Raw genomic sequence first — 24,401 nt, 5'->3', positions numbered from 1 at the left:
ACCCTGTGGACACGTCGCACAGGAAGCTCTTCGAGCGCGTGAAACCTGGTGCTGATGTGGCGTTCACCTGGCATCTCGTAGGCTCGGGGCATGGCGACTCCCAAGTTCATCCAGGACATCCGCGGCAAGGCGGGGAACGTTCTCCTCCTGCTGCCCGGCGTGGTCATGGTGGTGTTCGACGACCGCGGCAGGGTGCTGCTCAACCGGCGTACCGACACCGGCCGCTGGGCGCTGATCAGCGGCATCCCCGACCCGGGCGAGCAGCCGGCCGAGAGCGCGGTACGGGAGATCCAGGAGGAGACCGGTGTCTCCGCGGTCGTCGAGCGGGTGCTGAGCGTCTTCAGCAACGAACCGGTGGTCCACGGCAACGGCGACCGCGCGCAGTACATCGACATCGTGCTGCGCTGCCGGGCGGTGGGCGGCGAGGCCCGGGTCAACGACGACGAGTCGCTGGACGTGCGCTGGTTCGCGCTGGACGAGCTGCCGCCGCTCGGGCCGATCGCCCGCGGCCGGATCGAGGAGGCGCTGCGCGACGAGCCGACGTGGTTCGCGCCCGCCCCGGCGCCGCCGGTCGACCCGGCCCCCGGGACCGCCGCCGCGGGCCTGCTTCCGTAAGCGCCGAACCCCCGCCCGGCCAGGGGGCTTTGTCAGTGCTTGGCGGTAAAATCGACAGTGTTCGAAAGCGTGGGCCGACGCCTCAGGAGGAAGCCGATGGCCGCTGCCGCACTGCCCCTGGACCACCGCCGACAGACATCCCCGCCGCTGGCCGCACTGCCGAAGAAGCCGCTGCCCGCGGGCCTGCCCCGTGAGTGGTACGTGGCGCACAACCGCCGTCTGAAGACGATGCGCCTGACCATCGCCCTGCTCGACTCGGGGGTCTACGAACCGGCCCAGGCCGGAAACGGGAGGATACGCCGCACCGCCGAGCGGATCGGCGTCCACCCGCCGTCCGACATCACCTGCCGCATGGTCCGCAACCTGCTCCGCTACGGGCGCTGACCGCCCGCGCTGACCCCCGCGCCGACCGGCGTGCCCCGGTGCCCCCGCCGCGTGCGGGGGCACCGGGGAACCGTCACTGCTTGCGGTAGGTGTACGCCTCCGCCGCTGCCGCCGCCACCGCGTCGAGGTCCGCGCCCGTGGACGCGGTGACGACGGCGGCGACCGCCCCTTCCAGGAAGGGGGCGTCCACCAGCCGCGCCCCGGCGGGCAGTTCCTCGTCGGCCAGCAGCGCCTTCACGGTGAGCACCGCGCTGCCGAGGTCGGCGAGCACCGCCACACCCGCCCCCCGGTCGACGCTGCGCGCCGCCGAGGCGATCAGGTCGGAGCTGGTGCCGAGCCCGCCGTCCGGGCCGCCGCCGGCCGGGGCGAGCGGGACCTCGCCGCCGCCGCTGAGCGCGGACGCCAGATCGGCGACGGCGTTCGCGGCCGCGGCGCTGTGCGAGACCAGCACGATCCCGACCAGCGCCTGCGCGGACTCCCCGCCGGTGCCGGTGCCGGTGCTTGCGCCGGTGTCAGTGCTGGCAGTGCTGTCAGTGCGGTCAGAGGTGTCGGGGCTGCCGGTCATGAGGAGGACGCCTCCCTTGCGGTGTCGGCGAGCGCGGTGAGCAGGAGGGCCGCCGAGGTCGCGCCCGGGTCCTGGTGGCCGATGCTGCGGTCGCCCAGATAACTCGCCCGGCCCTTGCGGGCCCGCAGCGGGGTGGTCGCCACGGCGCCCTCCTCCGCGGCCCGCGCCGCCGCGGTCAGCGCCACCGCGGTGCCGTCGCCGGCCGCCAGCGCCGCGCCGAACGCGTCCAGCGCGGGCACCAGCGCGTCCACCATCGTCTTGTCCTGCGGCACCGCGCCACCGAGCTGGCACAGGGCCTCCACCCCGGCCGCCAGCCCGTCCCGCAGCTGCGCCGCGGTCACCGCCGGCGCCTCGCCCAGCGCCTTCCCGGTCCGCCGCAGCAGCGTCCCGTACAGCGGGCCGGAAGCGCCGCCGACGGTGCTGATCAGCTGGCGGCCCACCGCGACCAGCACCCCGCCGGGCGTGTCCGGCGGCTCCTGCTCGATCGCGGTGCGCGCGGCGAGGAAACCGCGGCGCATGTTGCTGCCGTGGTCGGCGTCGCCGATCGGGGAGTCCAGCTCGGTCAGCTGGGCGGCCTCCCGCTCGATCACGGTCGTCGCCGCGTCGAGCCATCGGCGCAGCAGGGCCGCGTCTATGTCGGCCGGCAGTTCGGGCTGTTCGGGCACGGCGTTCATACGGTGAGCCTTTCCACGGTGGGTCGAACCGGCACGGCGCGCGGTGCGCGCCCGCGGACCCGGCGCCGGCCGGGCACCGCGGTCAGCAGCCCCAGCGCAGCGCCGGGGTCGACACGGGCGCGTCCCACAGCCGCAGCAGCTCCTCGTCGGCCTGGCAGATCGTCACCGAGGCACCCGCCATGTCGAGCGAGGTCACGTAGTTGCCGACGAGGGTACGGGCCACCGCGACCTTGCGGGCGGCCAGTACCCGGTGCACCTCGGCCGCGAAGCCGTACAGCTCCAGCAGCGGCGTCGCCCCCATGCCGTTGACCAGCAGCAGCACCGGCGCGTCCGGGCGCAGGTCCTCCACGACCGCGTCCACCGCCACGTCCGCGATCTCGCCCGAGGTCATCATGGCGCGGCGCTCCCGGCCGGGCTCGCCGTGGATGCCCACGCCCAGCTCCAGCTCGCCCTCGCCCAGGTCGAAGGTGGGGCCGCCCTTCGAGGGGGTGCTGCACGCGCTGAGCGCCACCCCAAAGCTGCGGGAGACCTCGTTGACCCGGTGGGCGAGGGCCGCGACCTGGTCCAGCGGGGCGCCCGCGTCGGCCGCCGCGCCGGCCAGCTTCTCCACGAACAGCGTCGCCCCGGTGCCGCGCCGGCCGGCGGTGTAGAGGCTGTCGGTCACCGCCACATCGTCGTTGACCAGCACTTTCGCCACCTGCACGCCTTCGTCCTCGGCGAGCTCGGCGGCCATGTCGAAGTTGAGCACGTCGCCGGTGTAGTTCTTCACGATGAACAGCACGCCCGCGCCGCTGTCCACGGCGGCCGCGGCCCGCACCATCTGGTCCGGCACCGGCGAGGTGAAGACCTCGCCCGGACAGGCCGCGGTGAGCATGCCGCGCCCGACGAAGCCGCCGTGCAGCGGTTCGTGCCCCGACCCGCCGCCTGACACCAGCCCGACCTGCCCGTCGTACGGCGCTCCGCGGCGGACGATCACCCGGCGCTCCACGTCGACGGTCAGGTCGGTGTGCACCGCAGCGAAGCCCCGCAGCGCGTCCGGGACGACGGTCTCCGGTACGTTGATCAGCATCTTCACGGGAATCTCCTCGCCAGGCCGGCAGCCAGGGCAGCCGCCTGTGTCGTAGCAGGTCAGAGGCTGGGTCAAGGGTGCTGGGTGACGGCGTCCCGCGGGTGTGCGCGGTGCTGCGGCGCGGCGGGTCCGGGTACGCCGGGGCCCGGTGCGGAGGTCACTCGTCCGGGCGTGCGATCCATGCCCTCCAGTATCCGCCGGTGATCGGAAAACGTCACGACGTGGAGCGCGGTCCGCATCTCCACCCGATCTCCACCCGGATCTCCACCCGGGGGTGGATCGCCCGGCCGGGAGCGGCGCCTAGCGTGCGGGTGTCGGCGGCATGCCGTGCGGTGTGCCGGTGGAAACGCACGTGGGAGGGCCCGGGATGAGCCCCTTGGACATCGTCTTCCTCGTGTCCGGCGTCGGCTACGTCCTGGCCCGCCGGACGCTCGGCGAGGCGCCGCACGCCGGGCTGCCGCTGGTGGCGCCGGTGGCACTCGCCTGCGAGGGTCTGATCTCGCTGAGCGGCGCCCACCCGACCGGCCCGGCCGCGGCCACGGCCGCACTGGCCGGGGCGGGCTGCCTGCTCAGCGTCGCCGTCGGGCTGGCCCGCGGCGCGGCCGTACGGATCGGCGAGCGGGACGGCGCGCCCTGGCTGCGGTACGGCTCCGGCGCGCTGCTGCTGTGGCTGCTCGACGCGGCGCTGCACACGGCGCTGGCGCTGCTCGGATGGTCCCGGGGCGTGCTGCTCGCGGTCGGGCTCGGCATGGTGGCCGAGACGCTGGTGGCGCTGCACCGGGCCGCGCGCGCCGGCCGTACGGCGCCCGGGGCGCCGCACGATCCGCATGACACGCACGACCTGCGCGCCCCGGACGGCGGGAGGGCACCGAGGGCGCCGGTGCCACCGTTCCGTCGGCGCTGGTAGCTTTTCGCAGCAGCCGGCCGGCAGGCCGCTCGACCGGCTGATCAGCAGACCGGCCGGCCGGGCGCCCGGCCGACCGCGGGAAGAGAGCTTCAGTTGCACCGACTTCGCGCCACGGCCCACTGGCTCGCGCAGGACAACAACCTCCTCCAGCTCTTCATCAGCGGCACCGGCATCGCGGTGTGCGCGGTGCTGGTCCACCCGCGCGGGACGTCCGGCACCGGCCTGGTGGTGCTGTGCCTGCTCGTCCTCAACTCGCTGCTGCTGACGATGCGGCTGATCCCCGAGGGGGCGCTGTCGCCCGGGCCGCAGACCGCGCTGCTGTGCTTCGGGGGCGTCGCCGCGGCCGCGCTGATGAGCCAGGACCACTCCGGGGCCGCCTCGCTCTTCGCCTTCTACCTCGCCGGCCACGCCGGGTTCCGCCTCGAACGCCGCCGCGCGCTGGCGGTCGCCGCGGCGACCGCCGTGATGTGCGCGGCCGTACGGCTCTTCCCGATCGGCAGCGACCCCGGCGAGGTGCCGTGGTACCTGGGGGTGCTGGCCGGGACCACCGTGCTGGTCGGCATCTCCAACCGGCTGCACGCCGAGTCGCTGCGCTCGGCGCGCTCGGCCGCCGAGCAGGCCGAACTGGCCGCGCGGGCCGAGGCGCGCGCGGAGGCCCTGGCCGAACGCGCCCGGATCGCCCGCGACGTGCACGACGTGCTCGCGCACTCGCTGGCCGGGGTCAACATGCAACTGGAGGTCGCCGACGCGCTGTTGGAGTCCGGCGCCGCCGCCGAGGCCCGGCAGGCCACCCAGCGCGCGCAGAGCCTGGTGCGCGCCGGGCTGACCGAGGTCCAGCGCACCGTCCGCGACCTGCGTGAGGACGCGCTGCCGCTGCTCGACACCCTGCGCTCCATGCTCGGGTCGATCCCCGGCACCGGTACGCTGACCCTCGACGGTCCGCCGCACGAACTGCCGGTCCGGCCGGCCCAGGTGATCGTGCGCTGCGCCCAGGAGGCGCTGACCAACGCGCACAAGTACGCGCCCGGCGCACCGGTCCGGCTGCACCTCGCCTACGGGCCGGAGGCGACCACCTTCGAGGTGGTCAACTCCGCGCCGCCGGACGGCTCCCGGCCGCTGGCCGGCGCCGGCAGCGGCATGGGGCTGGTCGGGATGCGCGAGCGCGTCGAGCTGGTGGGGGGCACGGTGACGGCCGGACCGATCGTGGACGGTGACGACGCGGGAGGTTGGCAGGTGCGTGTGGTGATACCGGCATGAGCGGCCGCGACCCGGGCCGGGTGGGCCCGCAGCCGTACGGGGGCGGGGCGGAGCGCGGCGAGCAGCCGGTGCGGGTGGTCGTCGCCGACGACCAGACCGCGATCCGCGAGGCGCTGGCGGTGGTGCTCGACCTGCAACCGGGCCTCGAGGTGGTCGCCACGGCGCGCGACGGCGGGGAGGCGGTGACCGCCGCGGAGCAGCACGCCCCCGACGTGATCCTGATGGACCTCAACATGCCGCGCACGGACGGCGTGGAGGCGACCCGGCTGATCTCCGAACGCTTCCCGGACGTCGCCGTGGTGGTCCTCACCACGCTCGCCGACGAGCAGTACATCCTCGCCGCGCTGGGCGCCGGGGCGCGCGGCTACCTGACCAAGGAGTCCGGCCGCGAGGACATCGCGCGCGCGGTGCGGGCGGCGGCCGCCGGGCAGGCCGTTCTCGATCCGGCGGTCCAGGAGCGGCTGCTGGCGGCCGCGGTGAAGAGCGCGGCCCCGGTGGAGCAGCCGCTGGCCGGGCTCGCCCCCGACCTCACCCCGCGGGAGGTCGAGGTGCTCACGCTCATCGGCGAGGGGCTGACCAACCGCGGTATCGCCGAGCGGCTGGTGGTCAGCGAGGCGACGGTGAAGACCCACGTCAACAACCTGTTCGCGAAGGCGCATCTGCGCGACCGGGCGCACGCGGTCAAATACGCGTTCGTCCACGGGCTGGTGAAGGCCCGTGGATGAGGTCGGGGACCAGGCGGCGTAGGGCGGCGGGCGTGCCAAGGGGCCGGGGACACGCGGTACGTGTCCCCGGCCCCGTCAGGCCGCTGCTGCCGGTGGCGGCGTCAGCTCGTGCCGACCGGTGCCATCTGGTCGACGATGTCGGGGTTGTCCTTCACCCACTTCTTCACGCCGTCGGTGGTCCCGCCCTGGCCGGCGGCCTGGATGTCGGCTTCGAGCGAGCTGAGTTGGGACTCGCTCATCTTGAAGTTCTTCATCCAGGTGGTGACCTGGGGGATCTTGGTAGCGCTGTTCTTGTTCGCGACGTTGTGGATGGAGTCGCTGGCGCCCCACAGGCCCTTGGGGTCGGTGAGCTTGGTCAGCTTGTAGGTGCTGTAGGCCCAGTGCGGCGACCACAGCACGACCGCGACGGGCTTCTTCTGGTCGTAGTCCCGCTTGAGTTCGGCGAGCATGCCCGCGGTGGAGCTGGCGACGAGCTTGTACTCCTTGTCGAGCCCGTAGCCGGGCAGGACCTTGGTGCTGAGCAGCTTCATCTCTCCCGCGCCGGGCTCGATGCCGATGATCTTGCCGCCGAACTGCGAGGACTTGCCCTTGAGGTCCGCCATGGACGTGACGCCCTTGACGTAGGACGGCACGGCGATCTCCAGGGACGTCTGGTCGTACCACTTGCCCAGGTCCGACAGCTGACTGCCGTACTGCTTCATGTAGGAGGCGTGGGTCGTCGGTAGCCAGGTGTCGGTCAGGTAGTCGAAGTTGCCGTTGGCCAGGCCGGTGTAGGCGGCGCCGGGGTCGTAGGTGTTGACCTGCGTCTTGTAGCCGCGCTCGTCGAGGACCTCCTTCCAGAGGTTCGCCGAGGCGATCGACTCGTCCCAGTTGAAGTCGCCGATCTTGACCGTCTGGCCCTTGCCCACGTTCGTGGCGCTCGACCCGGCGACCGGTGCCATCTTGTCCACGATGCCGGGGTTGTCCTTCACCCACTTCTTCACGCCGTCGGCGGTCCCGCCCTGGCCGGCGGCCTGGATGTCGGCTTCGAGCGAGCTGAGCTGGGACTCGCTCATCGTGAAGTTCTTCATCCAGCTGCTGACCTGGGGGAGCTTGGCCGCGCTGTTCTTGTTGGCGATGTTGTGGATGGAGTCGCTGGCGCCCCACAGCCCCTTGGGGTCGCTGAGCTTGGTCAGCTTGTAGGTGCTGTAGGCCCAGTGCGGCGACCACAGGACGACCGCGACGGGCTTCTTCTGCTCGTAGTCGCGCTTCAGCTCCGACAGCATGGCCGCGGTGGAGCTGGCGACGAGCTTGTACTCCTTGTCGAGCCCGTAGCCGGGCAGGACCTTGGAGCTGAGCAGCTTCATCTCGCCGGCGCCGGGCTCGATGCCGATGATCTTGCCGCCGAACTCCGAGGACTTGCCCTTGAGGTCCGCCATGGACGTGACGCCCTTGACGTAGGAGGGCACGGCGACCTCCAGCGAGGTCTGGTCGTACCACTTGCCGAGGTCGGTGTAGCTGCCGGCGTACTGCTTCATGTACGAGGCGTGCGTGGTCGGCAGCCAGGCGTCCGTGAGGTAGTCGAAGTTGCCGTTGGCCAGGCCGGTGAAGGCGGCGCCGGGGTCGTAGGTGTTGACCTGGGCCTTGTACCCGCGCGCGTCCAGGACTTCCTTCCAGAGGTTGGCCGAGGCCACGGACTCGTCCCAGTTGAAGTCGCCGATCTTGACCGTCTGGCCCTTGCCCACGTTCGTGGACGCGGTCGTCGGCGAGGAGCTGTCGCTGGTGCCGGAGAAGGCGCCGATGCCGCCCGCGACCAGTGCGAGGACGACCACCGCGGACAGGCCGATCGCCGGGCGCGGCCGGTAGTTCAGCACCTTCAGGCCGTGGGTGGCGCTGCGGGCGCGGGCCAGGGCGCGGCGGCCCAGCGGCGAGACCTGGTCGCCGAGCGCGCCGGTGATCCGGTCCAGGTAGATGGCGAGCACCACCACGGAGATGCCGCCCTCGAAGCCCAGGCCGATGTCGACCTGGCTGATCGCGCCGAAGACGGTGGAGCCCAGGCCTTCCGCGCCGACCATGCCGCCGATGACGACCATGGACAGCGCCAGCATGATGACCTGGTTGACGCCGGCCATGATGGTCGGCAGCGCCAGCGGCAGCTGGACGCGCAGCAGGGTGCGGGACGGCGGGGTGCCGAACGCCTCGGCCGCCTCGACCAGTTCGGGATCGACCTGCCGGATGCCCAGCTCGGTCATGCGCACGCCGACCGGCATCGCGAAGACGATGGTGGCGATGACGGCGGGCACCGTGCCCAGGCTGAAGAAGATGATCGCCGGAATCAGGTACACGAACGCGGGCAGCGTCTGCATCACGTCGAGCACCGGGCGGATCAGCACGCTCGCGGCGCGCCGCCGCGCGGCCCAGACGCCCAGGGGCACCGCGATCACCAACGCGATCACCGCGGAGACGACCACCAGGGACAGCGACTGCATCGCCTCGTCCCACTGCGCGACGGAGTCGATGAGCGCGAAGCCCACGAAGGCCAGCACACCCGCGGTCAGCCCGCGCATCCACAGCGCGAGCACCGCGAGGATCGCGGCCATCAGCAGCGGTGACGGGCCGCCGAGCGCCCACTCCACGCCGTTGTACATGCCGTTGACGATGTGGCTGACGAAGTCGAAGAGCCAGGACAGGTGGTGGGTGAGCCAGTGGACGACGTCCTCGGCCCAGTTGCCGAAGTGGAGCCTAGGCATGGGTGGCCTCCTTGCCCTCGGCGTCGTCACCGTCGTCGGGGCTGCCGCTGCCGCCGCTGTCGCCGCCGTCCGGTCTGTCCGGGCCGTCCGGCGCGGGGCTGTCGTCCAGCGCCACGAAGTCCGGCAGCCGGTGGCTGCCGGTGTCCTCCTGGCCCTCGCCGAGCGCGGCGAGCAGCGTCACCCGGGGGATGACGCCGGTCAGCCGGCCGTTGTCGTCGAGCACCGCGAGCGGCAGCTTCGACTGTGAGGCGGGGGTGAGCAGCTCCGACAGCGGAGCGTCGGCGTGCGTGGTGACACAGTCGGTGTCCATCAGGTCGCGTACGGTGCCCTCGGCCTTGCGCAGCGCCTCGGTCACCCGGCCCTCGGTCACCGTGCCGACCAGCCGGCGCCCGCGCTCGACCACGAAGGCGGCGGACGCCTGGTCGGTGCGCAGCGCGCGCATCGCGGCGCGCGGCCCGTCGTTGGGGCTGACCATCACCCGCGGCTCCTCCATGATCGAGGCCGCGGTGAGCACCCGGGAGCGGTCGACGTCCTGCACGAAGCTGGCGACGTAGTCGTTGGCCGGGTCGGTGAGGATGTCCTCGGCCGTGCCGATCTGGACGATCCGGCCGTCGCGCATCACCGCGATCCGGTCGCCCAGGCGCATCGCCTCGTTGAGGTCGTGGGTGATGAAGACGATCGTCTTGTGCAGCCGCTGCTGGAGCTCCAGCAGCTGGTCCTGCATGTCGCGGCGGATCAGCGGGTCCAGCGCGGAGAACGACTCGTCCATCAGCAGCAGGTCGGCGTCGGTGGCGAGCGCGCGGGCCAGGCCGACGCGCTGCTGCATGCCGCCGGACAGCTCGTCGGGCCAGGACTGCTCCCAGCCCTCCAGGCCGACGAGGGACAGCGCCTCGGCCGCCTTCGACTCGCGCTCCTGGGCCGGGCGGCCCTGGACCTCCAGGCCGTAGGCGGCGTTCTCCAGCACGCTGCGGTGCGGGAAGAGCGCGAAGTGCTGGAAGACCATGCTGATCTTGCGGGAGCGCAGGTCGCGCAGGGCCTTCGCGGACAGGCCGGTGAGGTCCTGGCCGTCGAACATCACCCTGCCCGAGGTGGGCTCCAGCAGGCCGTTCAGCATGCGCAGCAGGGTGGACTTGCCCGAGCCGGACAGGCCCATGACGACGAAGATCTCGCCCTGCTCCACTGCGAAGGAGGCGTCGATCACCGCCGCGGTCGTGCCCTCCTCTCTCAGTTCCGCACGGTCGGCTCCCTCCTGAAGCCGCCGGATACCTTCCTTCGGCTTGCGGCCGAAGACCTTGAATACGTGCTCGATGACGAGCTGTGACACGTTTGCCTCTCGGGGCAGGGGACAGGCCGAACCCGAGGGCCGTCGGAGCGCGGCCGGCGGGTTCCTCACGAAACTAACCGGCGGCGAACCGGGTGTCCTGGGGCGGCGACCGCCCCCTGGATGCGGACCCTCTGGTTCGCGTCGCCGCCTACCCCGTGCCGTGCACAGTGCAAACAACTTCGGAAAAGCCGGTGTCTTTTGTCCTCTTGTGTCCAGATATGAAGACCCGTTTATCGTGACCGGATCGTGCTTCTTATGACATCGATCCGCAGGCTGGCAACTGTTGACCCGGCCTTGACCAAGTGTTAACGATTTCTGTGGCAATTCTGTGGGCGTAGAGTGCGTGAGGGTGAACGTTCAGCCATTGCACGGGCATGGACACGGGCATGGACATGGACGCGGGCAGGGGCACCGGAGCGCACGGAGGCGGCCGATGGCGGACAGCGCGGACACGGCGGACAGCGCGGACACCGCGGACACGGCGGGCGGCGTGGGCGGTACGGGGCGGGGCGGCTCGCCGCGCCGGGCGCTGTGGATCACGGCCGCGGCCGGGCTCGCGGTGGACCAGGTGACGAAGGCCGTCGCCGCGGTCACCGTGGAGGGCCGGCAGCCGGTGCATGTGCTCGGCGGCGGCGTGACCCTCACCGCCTTCCGCAACCCCGGCGCCGCCGGGTCCTTCGCGCCGCACGCCACCGTGGTCTTCACGGTGCTGGCCGCCTGCGTGCTCGCCTTCATCGCCTGGGCGTCGTCGTCGGTGCGCTCGACCGGCTGGGCGGTCGGCCTCGGCCTGCTCTTCGCCGGGGCCGGCGGCAACCTCACCGACCGGCTCTTCCGGCACCCCGGCTTCGGCCGCGGCGCGGTGCTCGACTTCCTCCAGGTCGGCCACTCCGGCATCTTCAACCTCGCCGACCAGTGCGTGACGTTCGGCGCGCTGACGATCCTGGTGCAGACGTTCCGCGGGGTGCCGATGCGGGCGGACAGCCCCGCGCACTGAGCGCCGTCGGGAGGCCCCGTCAGGAGGCGTCGTCCGGCACGGTCCACACCTCCGGGCCGCCGCCGTGCCAGACGAACAGCTCGGGGTCCTCGAGACTGACCTGGTCCGGGTCCAGGCCCGCCCGGCGCAGGAACTCCAGCAGGTCACGCGGTCCGCGGGCCACCCCCAGGGACTCCCGGCCGACCCGTATCCGCCGGCCGCCGGGGGTCGGCGGCTCCACGATCACCTGCGTTCCGTGTTCCGCGTCCATGCCCTCCAGCCTGCCCACCCGCTCCCGTCTTCGCACATCGGTACGTTCGCACGTCAGTACGAGGGAAAGGGCCGGGCGCCGCGGGCGGTGTCAGCGCCGGGCACCGAAGGCGCGCCGGTACGCCTGGGGGCTGACGCCGGTGGTGCGCTTGAAGCGGTCGCGGAAGGCGGTGGGGGAGCCGAAGCCGACCTGCGCGCCGATCCGCTCGACGGTGTGCGGGGTGGTCTCCAGCAGGTGCTGGGCCTGCCGGACCCGGGCGCGGTGCAGCCACTGGAGCGGGGTGACCCCGGTCTGGTCGCGGAACCGCCGGATGAGGGTGCGGGTGCTCATGCCGGCCCGGGCGGCCATGTCGGCGAGGGTCAGCTCGCGTCCGAGGTCCTCCTGGAGCCAGGCGAGCAGCGGTTCCAGCGCGGCGCCCTGCGGGCTGGGCGGGTAGGGGCGGGTGATGAACTGGGCCTGGCCGCCCTCGCGTTCGAGCGGGACCACGGACAGCCGTGCGGCGTCGGCGGCGACCGCCGAACCGTGGTCGGACCGGATCATGTGCAGGCACAGGTCGAGACCGGCGGCCGCGCCCGCGGAGGTGAGGATCTGGCCGTTGTCGACGTACAGCACGTCGGGGTCGACCTCGACCTGCGGGTAGGTGGCGGCCAGCAGGTCGGTCACCAGCCAGTGCGTGGTCGCGCGCAGGCCGTCCAGCAGGCCGGTGGCCGCGAGCGGGAACGCGCCGGTGCAGATGGAGGCGATGCGGGTGCCGCTCGCCGCGGCGGCGCGCAGGGCGTCGCGGACGGCGGGGCTGATCGGCGCGGTCGGCACGGCCGTACCCGGCACGACGACCGTGTCCGCGCCGGCGAGCGCGTCCAGGCCCCAGCGCGCGGTGAGGGTGAAGGCGCCCGCGTCGACCTGGGGCCCTTCCGCGCAGACGCGGACCCGGTACGGCGTCCGCCCGTCCGGCAGCCGGGTGCGGGCGAACGACTCCAGCGGCGTGGACAGGTCGAACGGAATCACCTGGTCCAGCGCGAGTACGGCGACGGTGTGCATGGCGCGAACATACCCCGTCGAATCACGGGCTGACGGGGCCGGACGCCCTTTGACGCGTGCAGATACCCAGCTCAGGCAGTACAGGATGCCGGAGCACGGGTGTTGGCGAGATCCCGTTGGAAGGTGGCATTGGTGCCACTGGAGCGGCGCCGGCCGGCGCCTTAGCGTCAGGGGCGAACCGGCCCGACCGGCCCCCGCACCCGAAGGAAGCTCCATGCGCGTCCCGTCCGCCCTGCCGTACCCCCTCGCCGCCCCCGCCCCGACACCGGGCGGTGACGACCCGGGCGGCGCTGACCCGGGTGGCGCGGCGGCCGCGCGTCGCCCGGCGGCCGGGTGCGCGGGGCGCCGGCCGTGACCAAGTTCCTCCTCTCCCTGCACGTCCTCGCGGCGCTGCTGAGCATCGGCCCGGTCGCGGTGGCCGCGAGCATGTTCCCCAGGACCCTGCGCGCCGCCCGGCCCGCTGCCGACGGCACGGCCCCCTCCGACGGCGACCGGTCCGTCACGACCCTGCGGCTGCTGCACCGTATCTGCCGCGTCTACGCGGGGATCGGCGTCGCCGTGCCCGTGCTGGGCTTCGCCACCGCGAGCAGCCTGGGCGTGCTGGGCAGCGGCTGGCTCATCGCGTCGATCGTGCTGACCGCGGTGGCCGCGGCCCTGCTGGCGCTGCTGATCCTGCCGGCCCAGGAGCGTGCCCTCGAGGCCGTGCCGTCGGCCGGGGCGGCTCCGCTCGGATCGCTCGCCGGGCAACTCGCCTCGCTCACCGGCGTGTTCAACCTGCTGTGGGCGGCGGTCACGGTGCTGATGATCGTCCGCCCCGGCTCGACGACGGGAGCGTGAGCATGCGGACGCCCGCCCTGCGCGTCGCCGCGCGCGTCGAACTCCTCTCGCTCCTCGTCCTGCTGGCGAACCTCGCCACGGTGCACCTCAAGGCGGTCTCGTCGCTGGTCGGCCCCGCGCACGGCTGCGCGTACCTCTTCGTGGCCGTGGCGACCTGGCGGCTGCGCGCGGCCGACCGCGGCACCAGGGCCGTGGCGTTCGTACCCGGCGTGGGCGGGTTGCTCGCGCTGCGCCGGCTCGCGGCGGCGGACGGTGCGCACCAGGGGGAGGGGGCGGACGGTGCGGCCGGGGTCAGCTCTCCGTGAGGGTCCTGGCGTAGACCGAGCAGCTGCGCCGCACCCGCATGCCGAGGTGTTCGTACAGCGACAGGGCGCCGGTCGCTGAGTGGGTCCACAGGGTGCAGCCGCGGCGCCCGCCCCGGTGGAAGGCGCGGAACGCCTCCCGCAGCAGCACCCCGGCGATGCCCCGGCCGCGGTGGTCGGCGCGTACCGCGAGCCGGTCGACGTAGCCCTCGGCCGATCCGGGTACGTCCAGGGCCACCAGCGCGCCGACCATCTCGCCGCCCGCGAACGCCACCGGTGACATCGCGGGCGCGAACGCCGCCTGCTCCACGGTGAGCCGGGCCCACTCCGGATACGGCAGCCGGCGCCGCTGCCAGCCCTGGAACGCGTCCTCCACCAGCCGGTGCGCGGCCTGCCCGTCCCCGGCGTGGAACGGCCGTACGATGACGCCCGCCGGCGGATCGGGCACCTGCGGCTCGTCGGGCACCTCGATGCCCAGCAGCCACTGCGTCACGAACGGCGCGTACCCGCGCGAGCGCAGCAGGGCGACGGCCGCCGTGTCGCCGTCCTCGGCCGGCTGCGCCAGCCGCACCCCGCCCGCCCGGCGGGCCCGCGCCTCGGTCCAGTCGAGCAGCGCGGTGCCCAACCCCCGCCCGCGGTGGGCGGGATGGACGTCCACCTCGCTGCGCCGCCCGGCGTGCACCCACGCCCGGGCCACCAGGCGGGGCCCGGGAGCGGACGGGGGCGCGTGGACCAGCAGCGTGTCGAGCTCGGGGTCGAGGCCGGGCAGCGCCAGGCGCGCGGCGACGGCCTCGGGGCCGGTCTCCGCCCGGCCGAGCAGGTCCCGCTCGCAGGCGGCGACCAGTCCGTGGATCGCGTCCGCGTCGGCGCGCGTGGCCGGGCGGGCGCGATACGGCGCGGGAAGCCGGGGGACCAGGGGGAGCGGGGGCCGCGCGGCGCCGCCGGGGGCCTCAGGCACCGGCGCCGCCCGGCAGCTCGGAGACGGGCTCACCCGCCTCGCCCCCACTGCCCTCCGACCCGTCCCCGAGCGTGTAGCGGACGAAGAGCACCGCCTCCACGTCGCCCCGCGGCGCGCTGTACAGGTGCGGGCGGTCGGCGTGCCAGTGCGCGTACTGCCCGGGGCCCGCGGTGACCGGCGCGGCGGGCTCGCCGACCACCGCGGTGCCGTCGAGGACGTACAAGTGCTCCTGGACGCCCGGCAGATGGGCCTGCGAGTGCTGGACGGCGCCGGCCCGGATACGGAGCCGGAAGACGTCGGTGACGGCGCCGGGGCTCTCGTGCCGCTCGGTGAGCAGCGCCGTGACGACCTGCTCGGCGCCGCCGACGGGCGCCGCGCCCGGCGGCGGCGGCGCGGGCGGGCCGAGCGGATCGGCGAGCACCGAACTGAGCGGGGTGCCGAGCGCGGTGGTGAGCGCGTACAGCGTCTCCAGGGTGGGGTTGCGGCGGCCGCCCTCCAGCTCCGACAGCGTCGCCTTGCCCACGCCCGACCGCCGGGCCAGCTCCGACAGCGACAGCCGCCGCTCCTCGCGCAGGGCCCGCAGGCGCCGCCCCACCTGCTCGTTCAGCTCCATCGACCTTCCCAGCGCAGCCAGGCCGCGGCCGTAACCGATTGACGGCCGCGCTGCGCCCACTCTAGCGTTCCGTTCGCGGAACGTTCCGTACGTGGAACGGTCGCGTCCCCGCATGTTCCGACCTCCCCGGGAAGTACGCCATGTCCACCTCCGCGCCCCGCCGCGCCACGGCCCTCATACGCGCGGCCGCGCCCCCGTCCGCGGTCACCGCCGGCCTGGTCACGGTGCTGGTCGGCACCACCAGCTCGGCCGCCGTCGTCCTCGCCGCGGCCCGCGCCGCCGGCGCCGGCTCCGCCGAACTCGCCTCCTGGATGCTCGCCCTGGGCGTCGGCCTCGGCGCCACCTGCATCGGCCTGTCCCTGCGCTACCGCGCGCCCGTGGTCACCGCCTGGTCCACCCCCGGCGCGGCGCTGCTGGCCACCGGCCTGACCGGCGCGTCGATGGGGGAGGCGGTCGGCGCGTTCCTGCTGTCCTCGGTGCTCATCCTCCTCAGCGGCGTGACCGGCTGGTTCGCCCGGGCGATGGCCTCGATCCCGGTGCCGATCGCCTCGGCGCTGCTGGCCGGGGTGCTGATGGAGTTCGGCACCGGGCTGTTCCGCGCCATGCACGGCAGCTTCGGCGTCGTCTTCCCGATGTTCGCCGCCTACCTGCTCGTACGCCGCTTCCAGCCGCGCTACGCGGTGCTCGCCGCCCTCCTCGTCGGCATCGCCGCGACCACCGCCGCCGGGGACTGGGGCGGCGCGGCGGGCCACATCCGCCTCACCCCCGCCGCACCCGTCTTCACCGCGCCGCGCTTCGACTGGCACACCCTGATCGGCGCCGGGGTGCCGCTGTTCGTGGTCACCATGGCCTCGCAGAACCTGCCGGGCGTCGCGGTCCTGCGCGGCGACGGGTACGACGTGCCCGTCTCGCCGCTGATCGGCTGGACCGGCGCGGCCGGCGCCGTCCTCGCGCCCTTCGGCGCCTTCGCGCTCAACCTCGCCGCGATCTCCGCGGCCATCTGCACCGGCCCCGACGCCCACCCCGACCACGAGCGGCGCTACCTCGCGGCGGTGTGGGCGGGCGTGTTCTACCTGTGCGTCGCGGTCTTCGGCGGCACCATCGGCGACCTGCTCACCGCGATGCCGCAGGAGTTGGTGCTCGGCACCGCGGGGGTCGGGCTGCTCGGCACCGTCGCGAGCTCCCTGTCCAGCGCGCTGGCGGACGGCGGGGACCGCGAAGCCGCGGTCGTGACCTTCCTCGCCACGGCCTCCGGGGTCACCCTGCTCGGCATCGGCTCCGCGTTCTGGGGGCTGCTCGCGGGGGTGTTCACCATGGCCGTCGCCCGGGTGCGCCTGCCCGCGAGGGCGGAGCGCGCCGCCGGGTGAGGCGGCCGCTGCCGGCGGTGGCGGCCCCCGCGGCGCGCGGGCAGGCCGCTACCATGGTCGTTGCGGACCTCCTTTGGGCCGCACGGCGGTGGGGCCCGCCGTACCCGAACCGCGGCGAGGACGCCGCCAACGGTCCCTGCTTGCGAAGCGCATCCGCGTGCCCGCGCCCGGCGAGGCGCGGCCCGGTGCGCCGTACCGATGCGAGTAGGAGACGCACATGGCAGAACCGCGCCCCGCCCTCTTCGAGGAGCCGGTCGACCCCGACATCGACCTGCACATCCCCGATCAGCGCACCGAACTCGGCAAGCACCCGGCCGTCGTGCTGTCGGTGATCGCGGTCGGCGGCGCGATCGGCGCGTGCGGCCGCTACGGCGCCGCGCTGCTGTGGCCGACCGCGCACGACGCCTTCCCCTGGACCACGTTCGGGGTCAACGTGGCGGGCTGCGCGGTCATCGGCGTGTTCATGGTGCTGATCACCGACGTATGGGCCGCGCACCCCCTGGTCCGGCCGTTCTTCGGCACCGGGGTGCTCGGCGGCTTCACCACCTTCTCCACCTACGCCACCGACATCCGCGGGCTGGCCGACCACGGCCATCCGCGGCCCGCGCTGGCCTACCTGGCGCTGACCGTGGCGGCCGCGCTGTGCTCGGTGTGGGCGGGGGCGAACGCGACCCGGCGGGTCGTGGCCGCGGTGACCGGCCGGGAGGTCCGGTGAACTGGCTGCTCGTGATCGCCGGCGCGATGATCGGCGCCCCGGCGCGCTACCTCACCGACCGCGCGGTGCAGGCCAGACACGACACGGTCTTCCCCTGGGGCACCTTCGCGGTGAACGTCAGCGGGTCGGCGATCCTCGGCCTGGTCGTCGGCGCCGCCGCCGAGGGCGCCCTGTCCGCCCACGTCCAACTCCTGCTCGGCACCGGCTTCTGCGGCGCCCTCACCACCTACTCGACGTTCTCCTACGAGACGTTGCGGCTGGTGGAGAACCGCGGCCGGTTCTACGCGGCGGCGAACATCGCGGGCAGCCTGACCGCGGGGCTGGGCGCCGCGTTCACCGGGAGCGCGCTGGCCCAGGCGATCTGGGGCTGACCGGTCCGCGCCCTTCGCCCGCCCGACCGCGCCGACTACCGTGGACGGGGAAAGGTGAAAAGCGAACGGTGAGCGGTGAGCAGCGTACCTTGCCGCGGTCGGGCACGGCGGAGGAGGCGGCCATGCACGGTGCGGACCCGAAGGTGGACCCGAATCCGAATTCGTACCCGAGCCCGGCACCGGGCCCCGACCCCGGCCCCGGGCTCTTCGGCCCGGACTCGGTGACCTGGCAACTGCACGCCGACCCGATCATGTGGATCGCCGGTATCCGCGCGCTCTACCTCCAGGCGCTGCACCCGCGCGCGGTGCGCGGCGTCGCGCAGAACTCCGACTTCCGCCGCGACGCGTGGGGCCGCCTGCTGCGCACCGCGTCCTTCGTCGGCCGCATCACCTACGGGACCGCGCCGGACGCGGAGGCGGCCGGGGCCCGTATCCGCGGCATCCACCGCCGGCTCTCCGCCGTCGACCCCGCGACGGGGGAGCGGTTCGGCGTCGACGACCCGGAACTGCTGCTGTGGGTGCACTGCGCGGAGATCGACTCCTACCTGCACGTCGCGCGCCGCTCCGGCTTCCCGCTGACCGACGCGCAGGCGGACGCCTACGTCGGTGAGCAGCGCGAGGCCGCGCGGCTGGTGGGCCTGGACCCGGCCGGCGTGCCCGGCGACACCGCGCGGCTGGCCCGCTACTTCGCCGAGGTCCGCCCCGAACTGGCCGCCACACCCGAAGCGTTCGACGTGGTGCGGTTCCTGACGGCGCCGCCGGTGCCCGCAGTGCTGCGCCCGCTGCGGGCGCTGGTGTGGCCGGCGGTCGCGGGCACGGCGTTCGGGGCGCTGCCGCCGTACGCCCACGCGCTGTACGGGCGCGACGCGCCGCCGCGGGCGGCGGCCGACCGCCGGCTGCGGGTCGCGGGGCGGCTGCTGCGGGCGGTACCGGCCGCCGTGCGCTGGCGGCTGCCGCCCGGCCACATCCCCAAGGCGGTCGCCCGGCTCGGCCCCGACACGCGCCCCTCGGTCCGGCGTCTGCCGTCCGGCGAGCCCGAAGTGCCCTGACGCGCTGTCCCCCTTTGTCGCCCCTCCCGGCCATACTGGGGGCGGGGAAGCACCGAAGAGCACCGACAGGCACGGGGGCACGGCGCTGATGGAGGCTGGACACCGCAACGGCCAGTACGGACCCGGCGGCGCGGCACCGCCCGCCGACCGGTCCGCCGGCATGACCACCGGGATGACCACCGGTACGGACACGAGAACGGCGACAGGGACGGCGGGCGTGGGCACTGCGGAGCCGAGAGGCGGCCGCGACGACAGCATGCTGATCCAGAGCCGCTACCGGCTGCACGAACTGATCGGCCGCGGCGGCATGGGCGAGGTGTGGCGCGCGCTCGACGAGTCGCTGGGCCGCCGGGTCGCCGTCAAGTGCCTCAAGCCCATGGGGCACTCCGGGGACGCCGGGTTCACCCGTGTCCTCCAGGAGCGGTTCCGGCGCGAGGCGCGGGTGGCCGCCGCCCTCCAGCACCGCGGCATCACCGTGGTGCACGACTTCGGCGAGCACGACGGGCTGCTCTTCCTGGTGATGGAGTTGCTCGACGGCCGCAACCTGCTCCAGGTCCTCGACGACGCCGGGCGGCGCCCGCTGCCGGTGCCCGACATCAGCGACATCGCGGAGCAGGTCGCCGCGGCCCTGGCCTACACGCACGCCCAGGGCGTGGTGCACCGCGACCTGAAACCGGCCAACATCATGCGGCTGACCGACGGCACCGTGAAGATCTGCGACTTCGGCATCGCCCGGCTCGGCCACGACATCGGCTTCACCTCGCGCCTGACCGGCACCGGCGTGGCCATGGGCACCCCGCACTACATGTCGCCCGAGCAGATCGGGAACTCCGCCGTCGACCAGCGCAGCGACCTGTACTCGCTGGGCTGCGTGCTGTACGAACTGGCCACCGGGCACCCGCCATTCGACCTCGGCGACGCCTGGTCGATCCTGGTCGGGCACCGCGACAACACGCCCGAGCCGCCGCGCACGGAGCGGCCCGAGCTGCCGGTGGAGCTGGAGCGGCTGATCCTCGACCTGCTCGCCAAGGACCCCGACGACCGCCCGCAGGACGCCGCCGACGTCGCCGGGCGGCTCAAGGCGATGAACGCGGCGGAGAAGGCCGCGCTGCCGCCCGGCGGCGCGGTGCCCGACTGGGCGCGGGGGCTGACCACCGGACCGCAGGCCCGCTCCACCCGGCCCCGTACGGCCGCCGCCGGCGCCCGGCACGAGCTGACCGGTGCCTGGTCCACCCGCACCGTCACCGCCTCCGCCGACCCGACCGCGCTGGCCGAACTCGCCGCCCGCCAGGCCGAGGCCGACGACCTGGGCCGGATCGGCAACTGGCAGCAGGCGTACGAACTGCACACCGCCGTCGCCACCGCCCGCGACCGCGCCCAGGGCACCGAGCACCCCGACACCCTCGCCAGCCGCCACGAAGCGGCCTACTGCCTGACGCAGCTCGGCCGGGCCGAGGAGGCGCTGCGGCTGTACGCGTACGTCGCCGAGGTGCGCCGCCGGGTGCTCGGCCCCGACCACGGCGACACGCTCGCCGCGCGGCACGAAGCGGCGTACGCGCTCGGCTCGCTCGGCCGGCACCTGGAGGCCCACCAGGAGTTCTCCGAGGTGCTCGACGCCCGCGAGCGCACCGTGGGCGCGGAGCACCCCGACACGCTGCGGTGCAAGCACAACCTCGCCTACAACCTGGCGCAGTTGGGCCGCACCCAGGAGGCGTACACCACCGCGGTGGAGGTCGCCGACGCCCGGTCGCGGGTGCTCGGCCCGGAGGACCCCGAGACGCTGGGCACCCGGTTCGAGGTCGGTTTCACCCTCGGCCGCTCCGGGCGCTGGGCCGACGCGCTGGAGGTCTACCAGGAGGTCGGCGCGGTCCGCGCCCGCGTGCTCGGCCCCGAGCACCCCGCCACGCTCGCGGTGCGCTACGAGACGGGCATCTGCCTGACCCGGCTGGGCCGGGCGTCCGACGCGCTCGCGCTCTTCGAGGAGCTGGTCGCCGACCTCACCCGGACCGTCGGCTCCGGCGACGAGGAGACGCTGCGGGCCCGGCAGGCGCTCGGCGTCAACCTCGGCCGCCTCGGCCAGTGGGACCGCGCGCTGGCCGAGGCGCGCGACGTGGCCGCCGTCCGGCAGCGGGTGCTGGGTGCCGACCACGCCGACACCCTCGTCAGCAAGCGGGAGATCGCCGTCTGCCTGGGGTGGCTCGGCCGCTGGGGCGACGCGCTGGGCGTCTACCGCGAGGTCGCCGACGCGCGCGAGGCCCTGCTCGGCCCGGCCCACCCCGACACCCTCACCAGCCGCAACGACGAGGCGCGCTGCCTGGAGCACCTCGGCCGCACCGAGGAGGCCCAGGCCCTCTACCGCCAGGTCGCCGCGCACGGCGACGGGCCCGAACGCCTTTAGGCCGTGTCCCAGTGGCCCCGCCGGTTCACGTCTCACGGCACGACGTGGGACGCGATCGTACGGGCGCAGGCCGCCGGGCCGGTGCGGGTGGTGTCGACCTCCAGGTCGTAGTCGACGCCGGTGTGGACGACGGCCGCCTGCCGGGCGGCCATACCGGGCGTGCGGTCGCCGCGGGCGGCCTCACGGGCGGCGGCGACCGCGGGCGCGCAGCGCACCCCGACCCACAGCACCCCGAGCCCGGCGGTCGCCTCGCGCCAGCGGGCCTGGGAGGCGGCGCCGCCGAGGAAGACCTCGTCGATGACCAGGTGCGCGCCGGCGCGGGCGGTCGCGGCCATGCCCAGCGCCCAGGCGTCGTCGAGCCGGCGGAACTCCTCGCCCGGCACCACCTCGCCGTCCGGCCCGAACGCGATGCCCCCGCTGCTCGCCGCCGTGCCCTCCCCGCGCATCCGGGCCGGCAGTGCCGCGACGAGCGTGTCGGTGCCGAACGTCAGCCACGGCGGGCCCGGCAGCACCTCCTGGAGGGCGCGGGCGATGCTGGTCTTCCCCGCGCTGGAACCGCCGTTGAGAATGATCACCTGAGTCGACATCCCGCCACCGTAGGCGGACCGGAAGGACGGGCCCAGTGAATTCCGACGGCACCGCAGCGATAAGGGTCATGACCTGGAACCTCTGGTGGCGGTTCGCCGGCTGGCGCGAGCGGCGCGAGGCGATCCTGCACACGCTTCAGGCCGAACGGCCGGACGTGCTCGGCGTGCAGGAGGTGTGGGCGGACAGCGGCCCGGGCGGCGAGAACCTGGCCGGGTGGCTGGCCGAGCGCCTCGGCATGCACTGGACCTGGTCACGCGCCACGGCGCAGGAGCGCTGGCACGCCCGCAACGGCGGCGACACCGGTGTCGACGTCGGCGTGGCCGTGCTGAGCCGGTATCCGTTCCTGGCGGTGGCCGAGCGCGCGCTGCCCACGCCGCCCGGCCACCGCGACGACGGCAAGACCGCGCTGCACACCCTCCTGGACGCCCCCGGCGGGCCGCTGCCCTTCTTCACCACCCACCTCGACTCCGGCCTCGCCGCGTCCGAGGTGCGCTGCGCGCAGGTCCGGGAGCTGGCCGCGTTCGTCGCCGAGCACGCCCGCGGGCCCTACCCGCCGGTCGTCACCGGCGACTTCAACGCCGAACCCGACTTCGACGAGATGCGGCTGATCCGCGGCTACCAGACCGCGCCCGCCGTCCCCGGCCAGGTGCTGCTGGACGCGTGGCGGTTCGCCGATCCGGCGCTGCCGCAGGGCACCTGGGACATCCGCACCCCGGAGGCGGTGAACTTCGGCGGCCGCCCGAGCTGCGTCGACCACATCCTCGTCGGCCCGCCGGGGCCGGACAGCCGCGGCTGGGTCCGCACCGTCCGCCGCACCGGGGACCGGCCGGTCGCCGGGGTGTGGCCCTCCGACCACGCCGCCGTCCTCGCCGAACTCAGCCCGCCGGACCCGTCGTTGCGGCTGAGCGGCGCCTGACCGGGCCCGCCCGCGACCGGGGCGGCCGCCGTCCGCGCAGCCCTCAGGCGGGGCCGGCACCGGTGTCGATGATGTCGAGCCCGGGGCGGGAGAGGTGCAGCACCTGGAAGCGTTCGGCGCCGGGCTCCTCGGGGGCCGCGTCCCGCCAGAGCGTGAAGTGCAGCAGCTCCCAGTGCCGCGGGTCGAGCAGTAGCGCCGCGCAGTGCACGCCGGGCCGCGCCGCGTCCTCGCGCAACTGGGCGGACGCGCGGGCCGCGACCTCTTCGAGCGGTTCGTCCGCGCGCAGCGGCCGGGCCGCGCGGGTGGCGGCCGCGGGCACCTCGGCGGCGGCCGGGCCGCGGGCGAAGGCGAGTCCGGTCCAGTGCTCGACGGCCGGGCGGCCGAAGTCCGCGACCAGGCCGCGGAATCCGGGGCCGCACAGGAAGCTGTTCATCCCGTGGGCGGTGTTCCACAGGTAGAACGGGGCGTACTCGTTCACCGGCGACCCGTCGGTGCCGCGCTCCCGGATCAGGTACGCCTTCAGCCCCAACCCCGGGAAGGCGTCCAGCAGATGGCCCCGGGTCTCGACGCGGTGGCGGATGACGCCCATGTCGTAGTCGGCGGGCAGGACGATGCGGTAGTTCATGCCGTGCACGGGCGGCTGCTCCTGGGGTTCGGTTCCAGCGGGCGGTCGGGGCGGTCAGGCGAAGCACACGTCGGCGCAGGCGACCACCGTGCCGAAGCGGGGGAAGTCCAGGGTCACCGAGGCGTCGTGCTCGGCCGCGGTCATGCCGGACATCGCGTCGTGGGCGAAGACCAGCCGGTAGCCGAGGTCGGCGGCGGTGCGGGCGGTGGACTCCACGCCGACGTTGGTGGCGATCCCGGCCAGCACCAGGGTGTCGATGCCGTGCGTCCGCAGCAGCGCGTCCAACTCGGTGCCGTGGAACGCCCCGATGGAGCGCTTGACCACCAGCGCGTCCGCGAGCGCGGCGACCTCCGGCACCAGGTCGCTGCCGGGCGGCTGCTCGGCCGCCCCCGAGCGCTGCGCGCGGACCGCCACCACCGGCGCGCCCGCCGCGCGGAAGGCCGCCGCCAGCCGCACCGCCGCGGTGACCACCTCCGGCCCCGGGTACGGGGCGAGCGGCAACGCGACGAGCCGGTCCATGAGGTCGACGAGCACGAGTGCGGTACGGGCGGGGTCCAGACCCGGCGCGAGCGGGGACTCGCGCTCGGGGACGCCGCCGGCCGCGCGGTAACCGTGATCATGTGCGGTCATGATCGCGACCATACCGGCCGCGTCCGGCGTGCGGGCGGGATTCGAACAGCCATGTACGGCACGGGAGTTGGCGCGCGGACCGGGGCACGGGGTGGGTGCGGGTGGGCTCCCGGACGGCGCGCGGGGCGGGGCGGGGCGGGTGCGCGCCGGGAGCGCCATACCGTATCGGGGCGGGGGCACGTGCGGGTTCCGGTATGTTCCGCAGGTCCCGGGCGACCCCGATAGTGTGGGGGCGGACGTCGATGCGGGAGATGTGGGAGGAGTCGGGACGTGGCCGAGAGCACTGCCGGACAGCCGTTGGCCAACGGGAAGAAGCCGCAGGTGGATCTGACCGGGGCGGAGTGGCTGTCCAGCAGCCAGGGCACCGGGGACGTGCAGATCGCCTTCGTGGAGGGCTATATCGCGATGCGGGACGGCCGCAACCCCGACGGCCCCGCGCTGATCTTCACCCCCGCGGAGTGGCGGGCGTTCGTGCTGGGCGCGCGCGACGGCGAGTTCGAC

At 74.4% G+C, this 24,401-nt stretch carries 27 protein-coding genes; 15 read left to right on the top strand and 12 right to left on the bottom strand.

All coding sequences use genetic code 11. From position 1 onward, the window contains the following. Nucleotides 1-90: 90 nt before the first annotated feature. Together AC3EVP_RS27965 and AC3EVP_RS27960 are read left to right on the top strand one after the other, a co-directional pair. Nucleotides 91-615: an NUDIX hydrolase gene (locus AC3EVP_RS27965; protein WP_335979981.1), complete on the top strand. Its 525-nt coding sequence runs from the start codon at nucleotides 91-93 to the stop codon at nucleotides 613-615. 96 nt (nucleotides 616-711) lie between these two features. Next, entirely contained in the window at nucleotides 712-999 is a 288-nt protein-coding gene (locus AC3EVP_RS27960; RefSeq protein WP_335979979.1) for a hypothetical protein, read from the top strand. Nucleotides 1,000-1,072: 73 nt separating this feature from the next. Here the strand turns inward: AC3EVP_RS27960 and AC3EVP_RS27955 are convergent, their stop codons facing one another. From AC3EVP_RS27955 to dhaK, 3 genes are all read right to left on the bottom strand, one after another. Then, complete coding sequence (locus tag AC3EVP_RS27955; RefSeq protein WP_435134487.1) at nucleotides 1,073-1,564, bottom strand: PTS-dependent dihydroxyacetone kinase phosphotransferase subunit DhaM; 492 nt, start codon at nucleotides 1,562-1,564, stop codon at nucleotides 1,073-1,075. Continuing rightward, nucleotides 1,561-2,238, bottom strand: coding sequence for a dihydroxyacetone kinase subunit DhaL (gene dhaL / locus AC3EVP_RS27950; RefSeq protein ID WP_335979976.1), 678 nt, complete (start codon nucleotides 2,236-2,238; stop codon nucleotides 1,561-1,563). The genes AC3EVP_RS27955 and dhaL overlap by 4 nt, the downstream gene beginning before the upstream one ends. A gap of 82 nt (nucleotides 2,239-2,320) precedes the next feature. Beyond that, complete coding sequence (gene dhaK, locus AC3EVP_RS27945) at nucleotides 2,321-3,313, bottom strand: dihydroxyacetone kinase subunit DhaK (RefSeq protein ID WP_335979974.1); 993 nt, start codon at nucleotides 3,311-3,313, stop codon at nucleotides 2,321-2,323. A 361-nt stretch (nucleotides 3,314-3,674) separates the two neighbouring features. Here dhaK and AC3EVP_RS27940 point away from each other — a divergent pair, with 361 nt between their 5' ends. The 3 genes from AC3EVP_RS27940 to AC3EVP_RS27930 all read left to right on the top strand — a co-directional run bounded on the left by AC3EVP_RS27940 (nucleotide 3,675) and on the right by AC3EVP_RS27930 (nucleotide 6,196). Beyond that, nucleotides 3,675-4,214 (top strand): hypothetical protein, encoded by a 540-nt coding sequence (locus AC3EVP_RS27940; protein WP_435134484.1) that lies wholly within the window; start codon nucleotides 3,675-3,677, stop codon nucleotides 4,212-4,214. A 93-nt stretch (nucleotides 4,215-4,307) separates the two neighbouring features. Further along, nucleotides 4,308-5,471: a sensor histidine kinase gene (locus AC3EVP_RS27935; RefSeq protein ID WP_335979970.1), complete on the top strand. Its 1,164-nt coding sequence runs from the start codon at nucleotides 4,308-4,310 to the stop codon at nucleotides 5,469-5,471. Next, nucleotides 5,468-6,196 carry a response regulator transcription factor gene (locus tag AC3EVP_RS27930; protein ID WP_335979969.1) on the top strand — a complete coding sequence of 243 codons (729 nt, stop codon included), beginning with the start codon at nucleotides 5,468-5,470 and terminating at the stop codon, nucleotides 6,194-6,196. The genes AC3EVP_RS27935 and AC3EVP_RS27930 overlap by 4 nt, the downstream gene beginning before the upstream one ends. Nucleotides 6,197-6,297: 101 nt before the next feature. Here the strand turns inward: AC3EVP_RS27930 and AC3EVP_RS27925 are convergent, their stop codons facing one another. Continuing rightward, on the bottom strand, nucleotides 6,298-8,925 hold the full coding sequence (locus AC3EVP_RS27925) for an ABC transporter permease/substrate binding protein (protein ID WP_435134481.1): 2,628 nt from the start codon (nucleotides 8,923-8,925) through the stop codon (nucleotides 6,298-6,300). Continuing rightward, nucleotides 8,918-10,249 (bottom strand): quaternary amine ABC transporter ATP-binding protein, encoded by a 1,332-nt coding sequence (locus AC3EVP_RS27920; protein WP_335979965.1) that lies wholly within the window; start codon nucleotides 10,247-10,249, stop codon nucleotides 8,918-8,920. Before AC3EVP_RS27920 ends, AC3EVP_RS27925 begins: the two co-directional genes overlap by 8 nt. Before the next feature lie 433 nt (nucleotides 10,250-10,682). Between AC3EVP_RS27920 and AC3EVP_RS27915 the strand changes: the two genes are divergently transcribed. Next, a complete protein-coding gene (locus tag AC3EVP_RS27915) occupies nucleotides 10,683-11,243 on the top strand; it encodes a signal peptidase II (protein ID WP_435134478.1) in 561 nt (186 codons plus the stop codon). A gap of 19 nt (nucleotides 11,244-11,262) precedes the next feature. Here the strand turns inward: AC3EVP_RS27915 and AC3EVP_RS27910 are convergent, their stop codons facing one another. Beyond that, nucleotides 11,263-11,493 carry a hypothetical protein gene (locus tag AC3EVP_RS27910; protein ID WP_435134475.1) on the bottom strand — a complete coding sequence of 77 codons (231 nt, stop codon included), beginning with the start codon at nucleotides 11,491-11,493 and terminating at the stop codon, nucleotides 11,263-11,265. A 90-nt stretch (nucleotides 11,494-11,583) separates the two neighbouring features. Then, the gene (locus AC3EVP_RS27905; protein WP_335979959.1) at nucleotides 11,584-12,531 is read right to left on the bottom strand and encodes a GlxA family transcriptional regulator; all 948 of its coding nucleotides are present in this window, start codon (nucleotides 12,529-12,531) and stop codon (nucleotides 11,584-11,586) included. A gap of 351 nt (nucleotides 12,532-12,882) precedes the next feature. Here AC3EVP_RS27905 and AC3EVP_RS27900 point away from each other — a divergent pair, with 351 nt between their 5' ends. Continuing rightward, nucleotides 12,883-13,368 carry a hypothetical protein gene (locus tag AC3EVP_RS27900; protein ID WP_435134473.1) on the top strand — a complete coding sequence of 162 codons (486 nt, stop codon included), beginning with the start codon at nucleotides 12,883-12,885 and terminating at the stop codon, nucleotides 13,366-13,368. Between the two features lie 2 nt (nucleotides 13,369-13,370). After that, entirely contained in the window at nucleotides 13,371-13,673 is a 303-nt protein-coding gene (locus AC3EVP_RS27895; protein WP_435134470.1) for a DUF3817 domain-containing protein, read from the top strand. Here AC3EVP_RS27895 and AC3EVP_RS27890 read toward each other — a convergent pair. Both AC3EVP_RS27890 and AC3EVP_RS27885 read right to left on the bottom strand, forming a co-directional pair. Next, entirely contained in the window at nucleotides 13,660-14,628 is a 969-nt protein-coding gene (locus tag AC3EVP_RS27890) for a GNAT family N-acetyltransferase (protein ID WP_435134468.1), read from the bottom strand. The two genes, AC3EVP_RS27895 and AC3EVP_RS27890, sit on opposite strands and share 14 nt — an antisense overlap. Beyond that, nucleotides 14,621-15,241: a helix-turn-helix domain-containing protein gene (locus AC3EVP_RS27885; protein ID WP_435134465.1), complete on the bottom strand. Its 621-nt coding sequence runs from the start codon at nucleotides 15,239-15,241 to the stop codon at nucleotides 14,621-14,623. The genes AC3EVP_RS27890 and AC3EVP_RS27885 overlap by 8 nt, the downstream gene beginning before the upstream one ends. Before the next feature lie 140 nt (nucleotides 15,242-15,381). Between AC3EVP_RS27885 and AC3EVP_RS27880 the strand changes: the two genes are divergently transcribed. The 5 genes from AC3EVP_RS27880 to AC3EVP_RS27860 all read left to right on the top strand — a co-directional run bounded on the left by AC3EVP_RS27880 (nucleotide 15,382) and on the right by AC3EVP_RS27860 (nucleotide 21,141). Further along, entirely contained in the window at nucleotides 15,382-16,608 is a 1,227-nt protein-coding gene (locus tag AC3EVP_RS27880; protein ID WP_435134463.1) for a benzoate/H(+) symporter BenE family transporter, read from the top strand. A gap of 217 nt (nucleotides 16,609-16,825) precedes the next feature. After that, nucleotides 16,826-17,323 (top strand): fluoride efflux transporter FluC, encoded by a 498-nt coding sequence (locus tag AC3EVP_RS27875; RefSeq protein ID WP_435134460.1) that lies wholly within the window; start codon nucleotides 16,826-16,828, stop codon nucleotides 17,321-17,323. After that, nucleotides 17,320-17,694, top strand: coding sequence for a fluoride efflux transporter CrcB (crcB, locus tag AC3EVP_RS27870; RefSeq protein WP_435134458.1), 375 nt, complete (start codon nucleotides 17,320-17,322; stop codon nucleotides 17,692-17,694). Before AC3EVP_RS27875 ends, crcB begins: the two co-directional genes overlap by 4 nt. A 122-nt stretch (nucleotides 17,695-17,816) precedes the next feature. Next, entirely contained in the window at nucleotides 17,817-18,743 is a 927-nt protein-coding gene (locus tag AC3EVP_RS27865) for an oxygenase MpaB family protein (RefSeq protein ID WP_435134665.1), read from the top strand. A gap of 256 nt (nucleotides 18,744-18,999) precedes the next feature. Next, nucleotides 19,000-21,141: a serine/threonine-protein kinase gene (locus AC3EVP_RS27860; protein WP_435134662.1), complete on the top strand. Its 2,142-nt coding sequence runs from the start codon at nucleotides 19,000-19,002 to the stop codon at nucleotides 21,139-21,141. Nucleotides 21,142-21,173: 32 nt separating this feature from the next. Here the strand turns inward: AC3EVP_RS27860 and cpt are convergent, their stop codons facing one another. After that, nucleotides 21,174-21,728 carry a chloramphenicol phosphotransferase CPT gene (cpt, locus tag AC3EVP_RS27855; RefSeq protein WP_335979941.1) on the bottom strand — a complete coding sequence of 185 codons (555 nt, stop codon included), beginning with the start codon at nucleotides 21,726-21,728 and terminating at the stop codon, nucleotides 21,174-21,176. Between the two features lie 68 nt (nucleotides 21,729-21,796). On the opposite strand from cpt, the gene AC3EVP_RS27850 reads away from it, so the two are divergent. Next, entirely contained in the window at nucleotides 21,797-22,645 is an 849-nt protein-coding gene (locus AC3EVP_RS27850; RefSeq protein ID WP_435134455.1) for an endonuclease/exonuclease/phosphatase family protein, read from the top strand. Nucleotides 22,646-22,688: 43 nt separating this feature from the next. Here AC3EVP_RS27850 and AC3EVP_RS27845 read toward each other — a convergent pair whose 3' ends face one another. Beyond that, nucleotides 22,689-23,279, bottom strand: coding sequence for a DUF4865 family protein (locus tag AC3EVP_RS27845; protein WP_435134452.1), 591 nt, complete (start codon nucleotides 23,277-23,279; stop codon nucleotides 22,689-22,691). 45 nt (nucleotides 23,280-23,324) lie between these two features. Then, nucleotides 23,325-23,900, bottom strand: coding sequence for an isochorismatase family protein (locus AC3EVP_RS27840; RefSeq protein WP_335979936.1), 576 nt, complete (start codon nucleotides 23,898-23,900; stop codon nucleotides 23,325-23,327). A 270-nt stretch (nucleotides 23,901-24,170) separates the two neighbouring features. Between AC3EVP_RS27840 and AC3EVP_RS27835 the strand changes: the two genes are divergently transcribed. Next, nucleotides 24,171-24,401, top strand: a 231-nt coding sequence (locus tag AC3EVP_RS27835) for a DUF397 domain-containing protein (RefSeq protein WP_435134449.1), incomplete at its 3' end; no start/stop codon positions are given.

It is taken from the genome of Actinacidiphila sp. bgisy144 (assembly GCF_057708105.1).
This window is presented reverse-complemented; position numbering and strand designations above follow the sequence as displayed.

Bases quoted from the DNA above. Each gene is read 5' to 3' on its own strand.
- AC3EVP_RS27885 (WP_435134465.1), bottom strand. From the start codon at position 15,241: ATGGAGCTGAACGAGCAGGTGGGGCGGCGCCTGCGGGCCCTGCGCGAG.
- AC3EVP_RS27860 (WP_435134662.1), top strand. From the start codon at position 19,000: ATGCTGATCCAGAGCCGCTACCGGCTGCACGAACTGATCGGCCGCGGC.
- AC3EVP_RS27865 (WP_435134665.1), top strand. From the start codon at position 17,817: ATGCACGGTGCGGACCCGAAGGTGGACCCGAATCCGAATTCGTACCCG.
- AC3EVP_RS27875 (WP_435134460.1), top strand. From the start codon at position 16,826: ATGGCAGAACCGCGCCCCGCCCTCTTCGAGGAGCCGGTCGACCCCGAC.
- AC3EVP_RS27925 (WP_435134481.1), bottom strand. From the start codon at position 8,925: ATGCCTAGGCTCCACTTCGGCAACTGGGCCGAGGACGTCGTCCACTGG.
- AC3EVP_RS27895 (WP_435134470.1), top strand. From the start codon at position 13,371: ATGCGGACGCCCGCCCTGCGCGTCGCCGCGCGCGTCGAACTCCTCTCG.
- AC3EVP_RS27850 (WP_435134455.1), top strand. From the start codon at position 21,797: ATGACCTGGAACCTCTGGTGGCGGTTCGCCGGCTGGCGCGAGCGGCGC.
- AC3EVP_RS27955 (WP_435134487.1), bottom strand. From the start codon at position 1,564: ATGACCGGCAGCCCCGACACCTCTGACCGCACTGACAGCACTGCCAGC.
- cpt (WP_335979941.1), bottom strand. From the start codon at position 21,728: ATGTCGACTCAGGTGATCATTCTCAACGGCGGTTCCAGCGCGGGGAAG.
- AC3EVP_RS27880 (WP_435134463.1), top strand. From the start codon at position 15,382: ATGTCCACCTCCGCGCCCCGCCGCGCCACGGCCCTCATACGCGCGGCC.
- AC3EVP_RS27960 (WP_335979979.1), top strand. From the start codon at position 712: ATGGCCGCTGCCGCACTGCCCCTGGACCACCGCCGACAGACATCCCCG.
- AC3EVP_RS27840 (WP_335979936.1), bottom strand. From the start codon at position 23,900: ATGACCGCACATGATCACGGTTACCGCGCGGCCGGCGGCGTCCCCGAG.
- AC3EVP_RS27905 (WP_335979959.1), bottom strand. From the start codon at position 12,531: ATGCACACCGTCGCCGTACTCGCGCTGGACCAGGTGATTCCGTTCGAC.
- AC3EVP_RS27915 (WP_435134478.1), top strand. From the start codon at position 10,683: ATGGCGGACAGCGCGGACACGGCGGACAGCGCGGACACCGCGGACACG.
- AC3EVP_RS27940 (WP_435134484.1), top strand. From the start codon at position 3,675: ATGAGCCCCTTGGACATCGTCTTCCTCGTGTCCGGCGTCGGCTACGTC.
- AC3EVP_RS27965 (WP_335979981.1), top strand. From the start codon at position 91: ATGGCGACTCCCAAGTTCATCCAGGACATCCGCGGCAAGGCGGGGAAC.
- AC3EVP_RS27930 (WP_335979969.1), top strand. From the start codon at position 5,468: ATGAGCGGCCGCGACCCGGGCCGGGTGGGCCCGCAGCCGTACGGGGGC.
- AC3EVP_RS27910 (WP_435134475.1), bottom strand. From the start codon at position 11,493: ATGGACGCGGAACACGGAACGCAGGTGATCGTGGAGCCGCCGACCCCC.
- dhaL (WP_335979976.1), bottom strand. From the start codon at position 2,238: ATGAACGCCGTGCCCGAACAGCCCGAACTGCCGGCCGACATAGACGCG.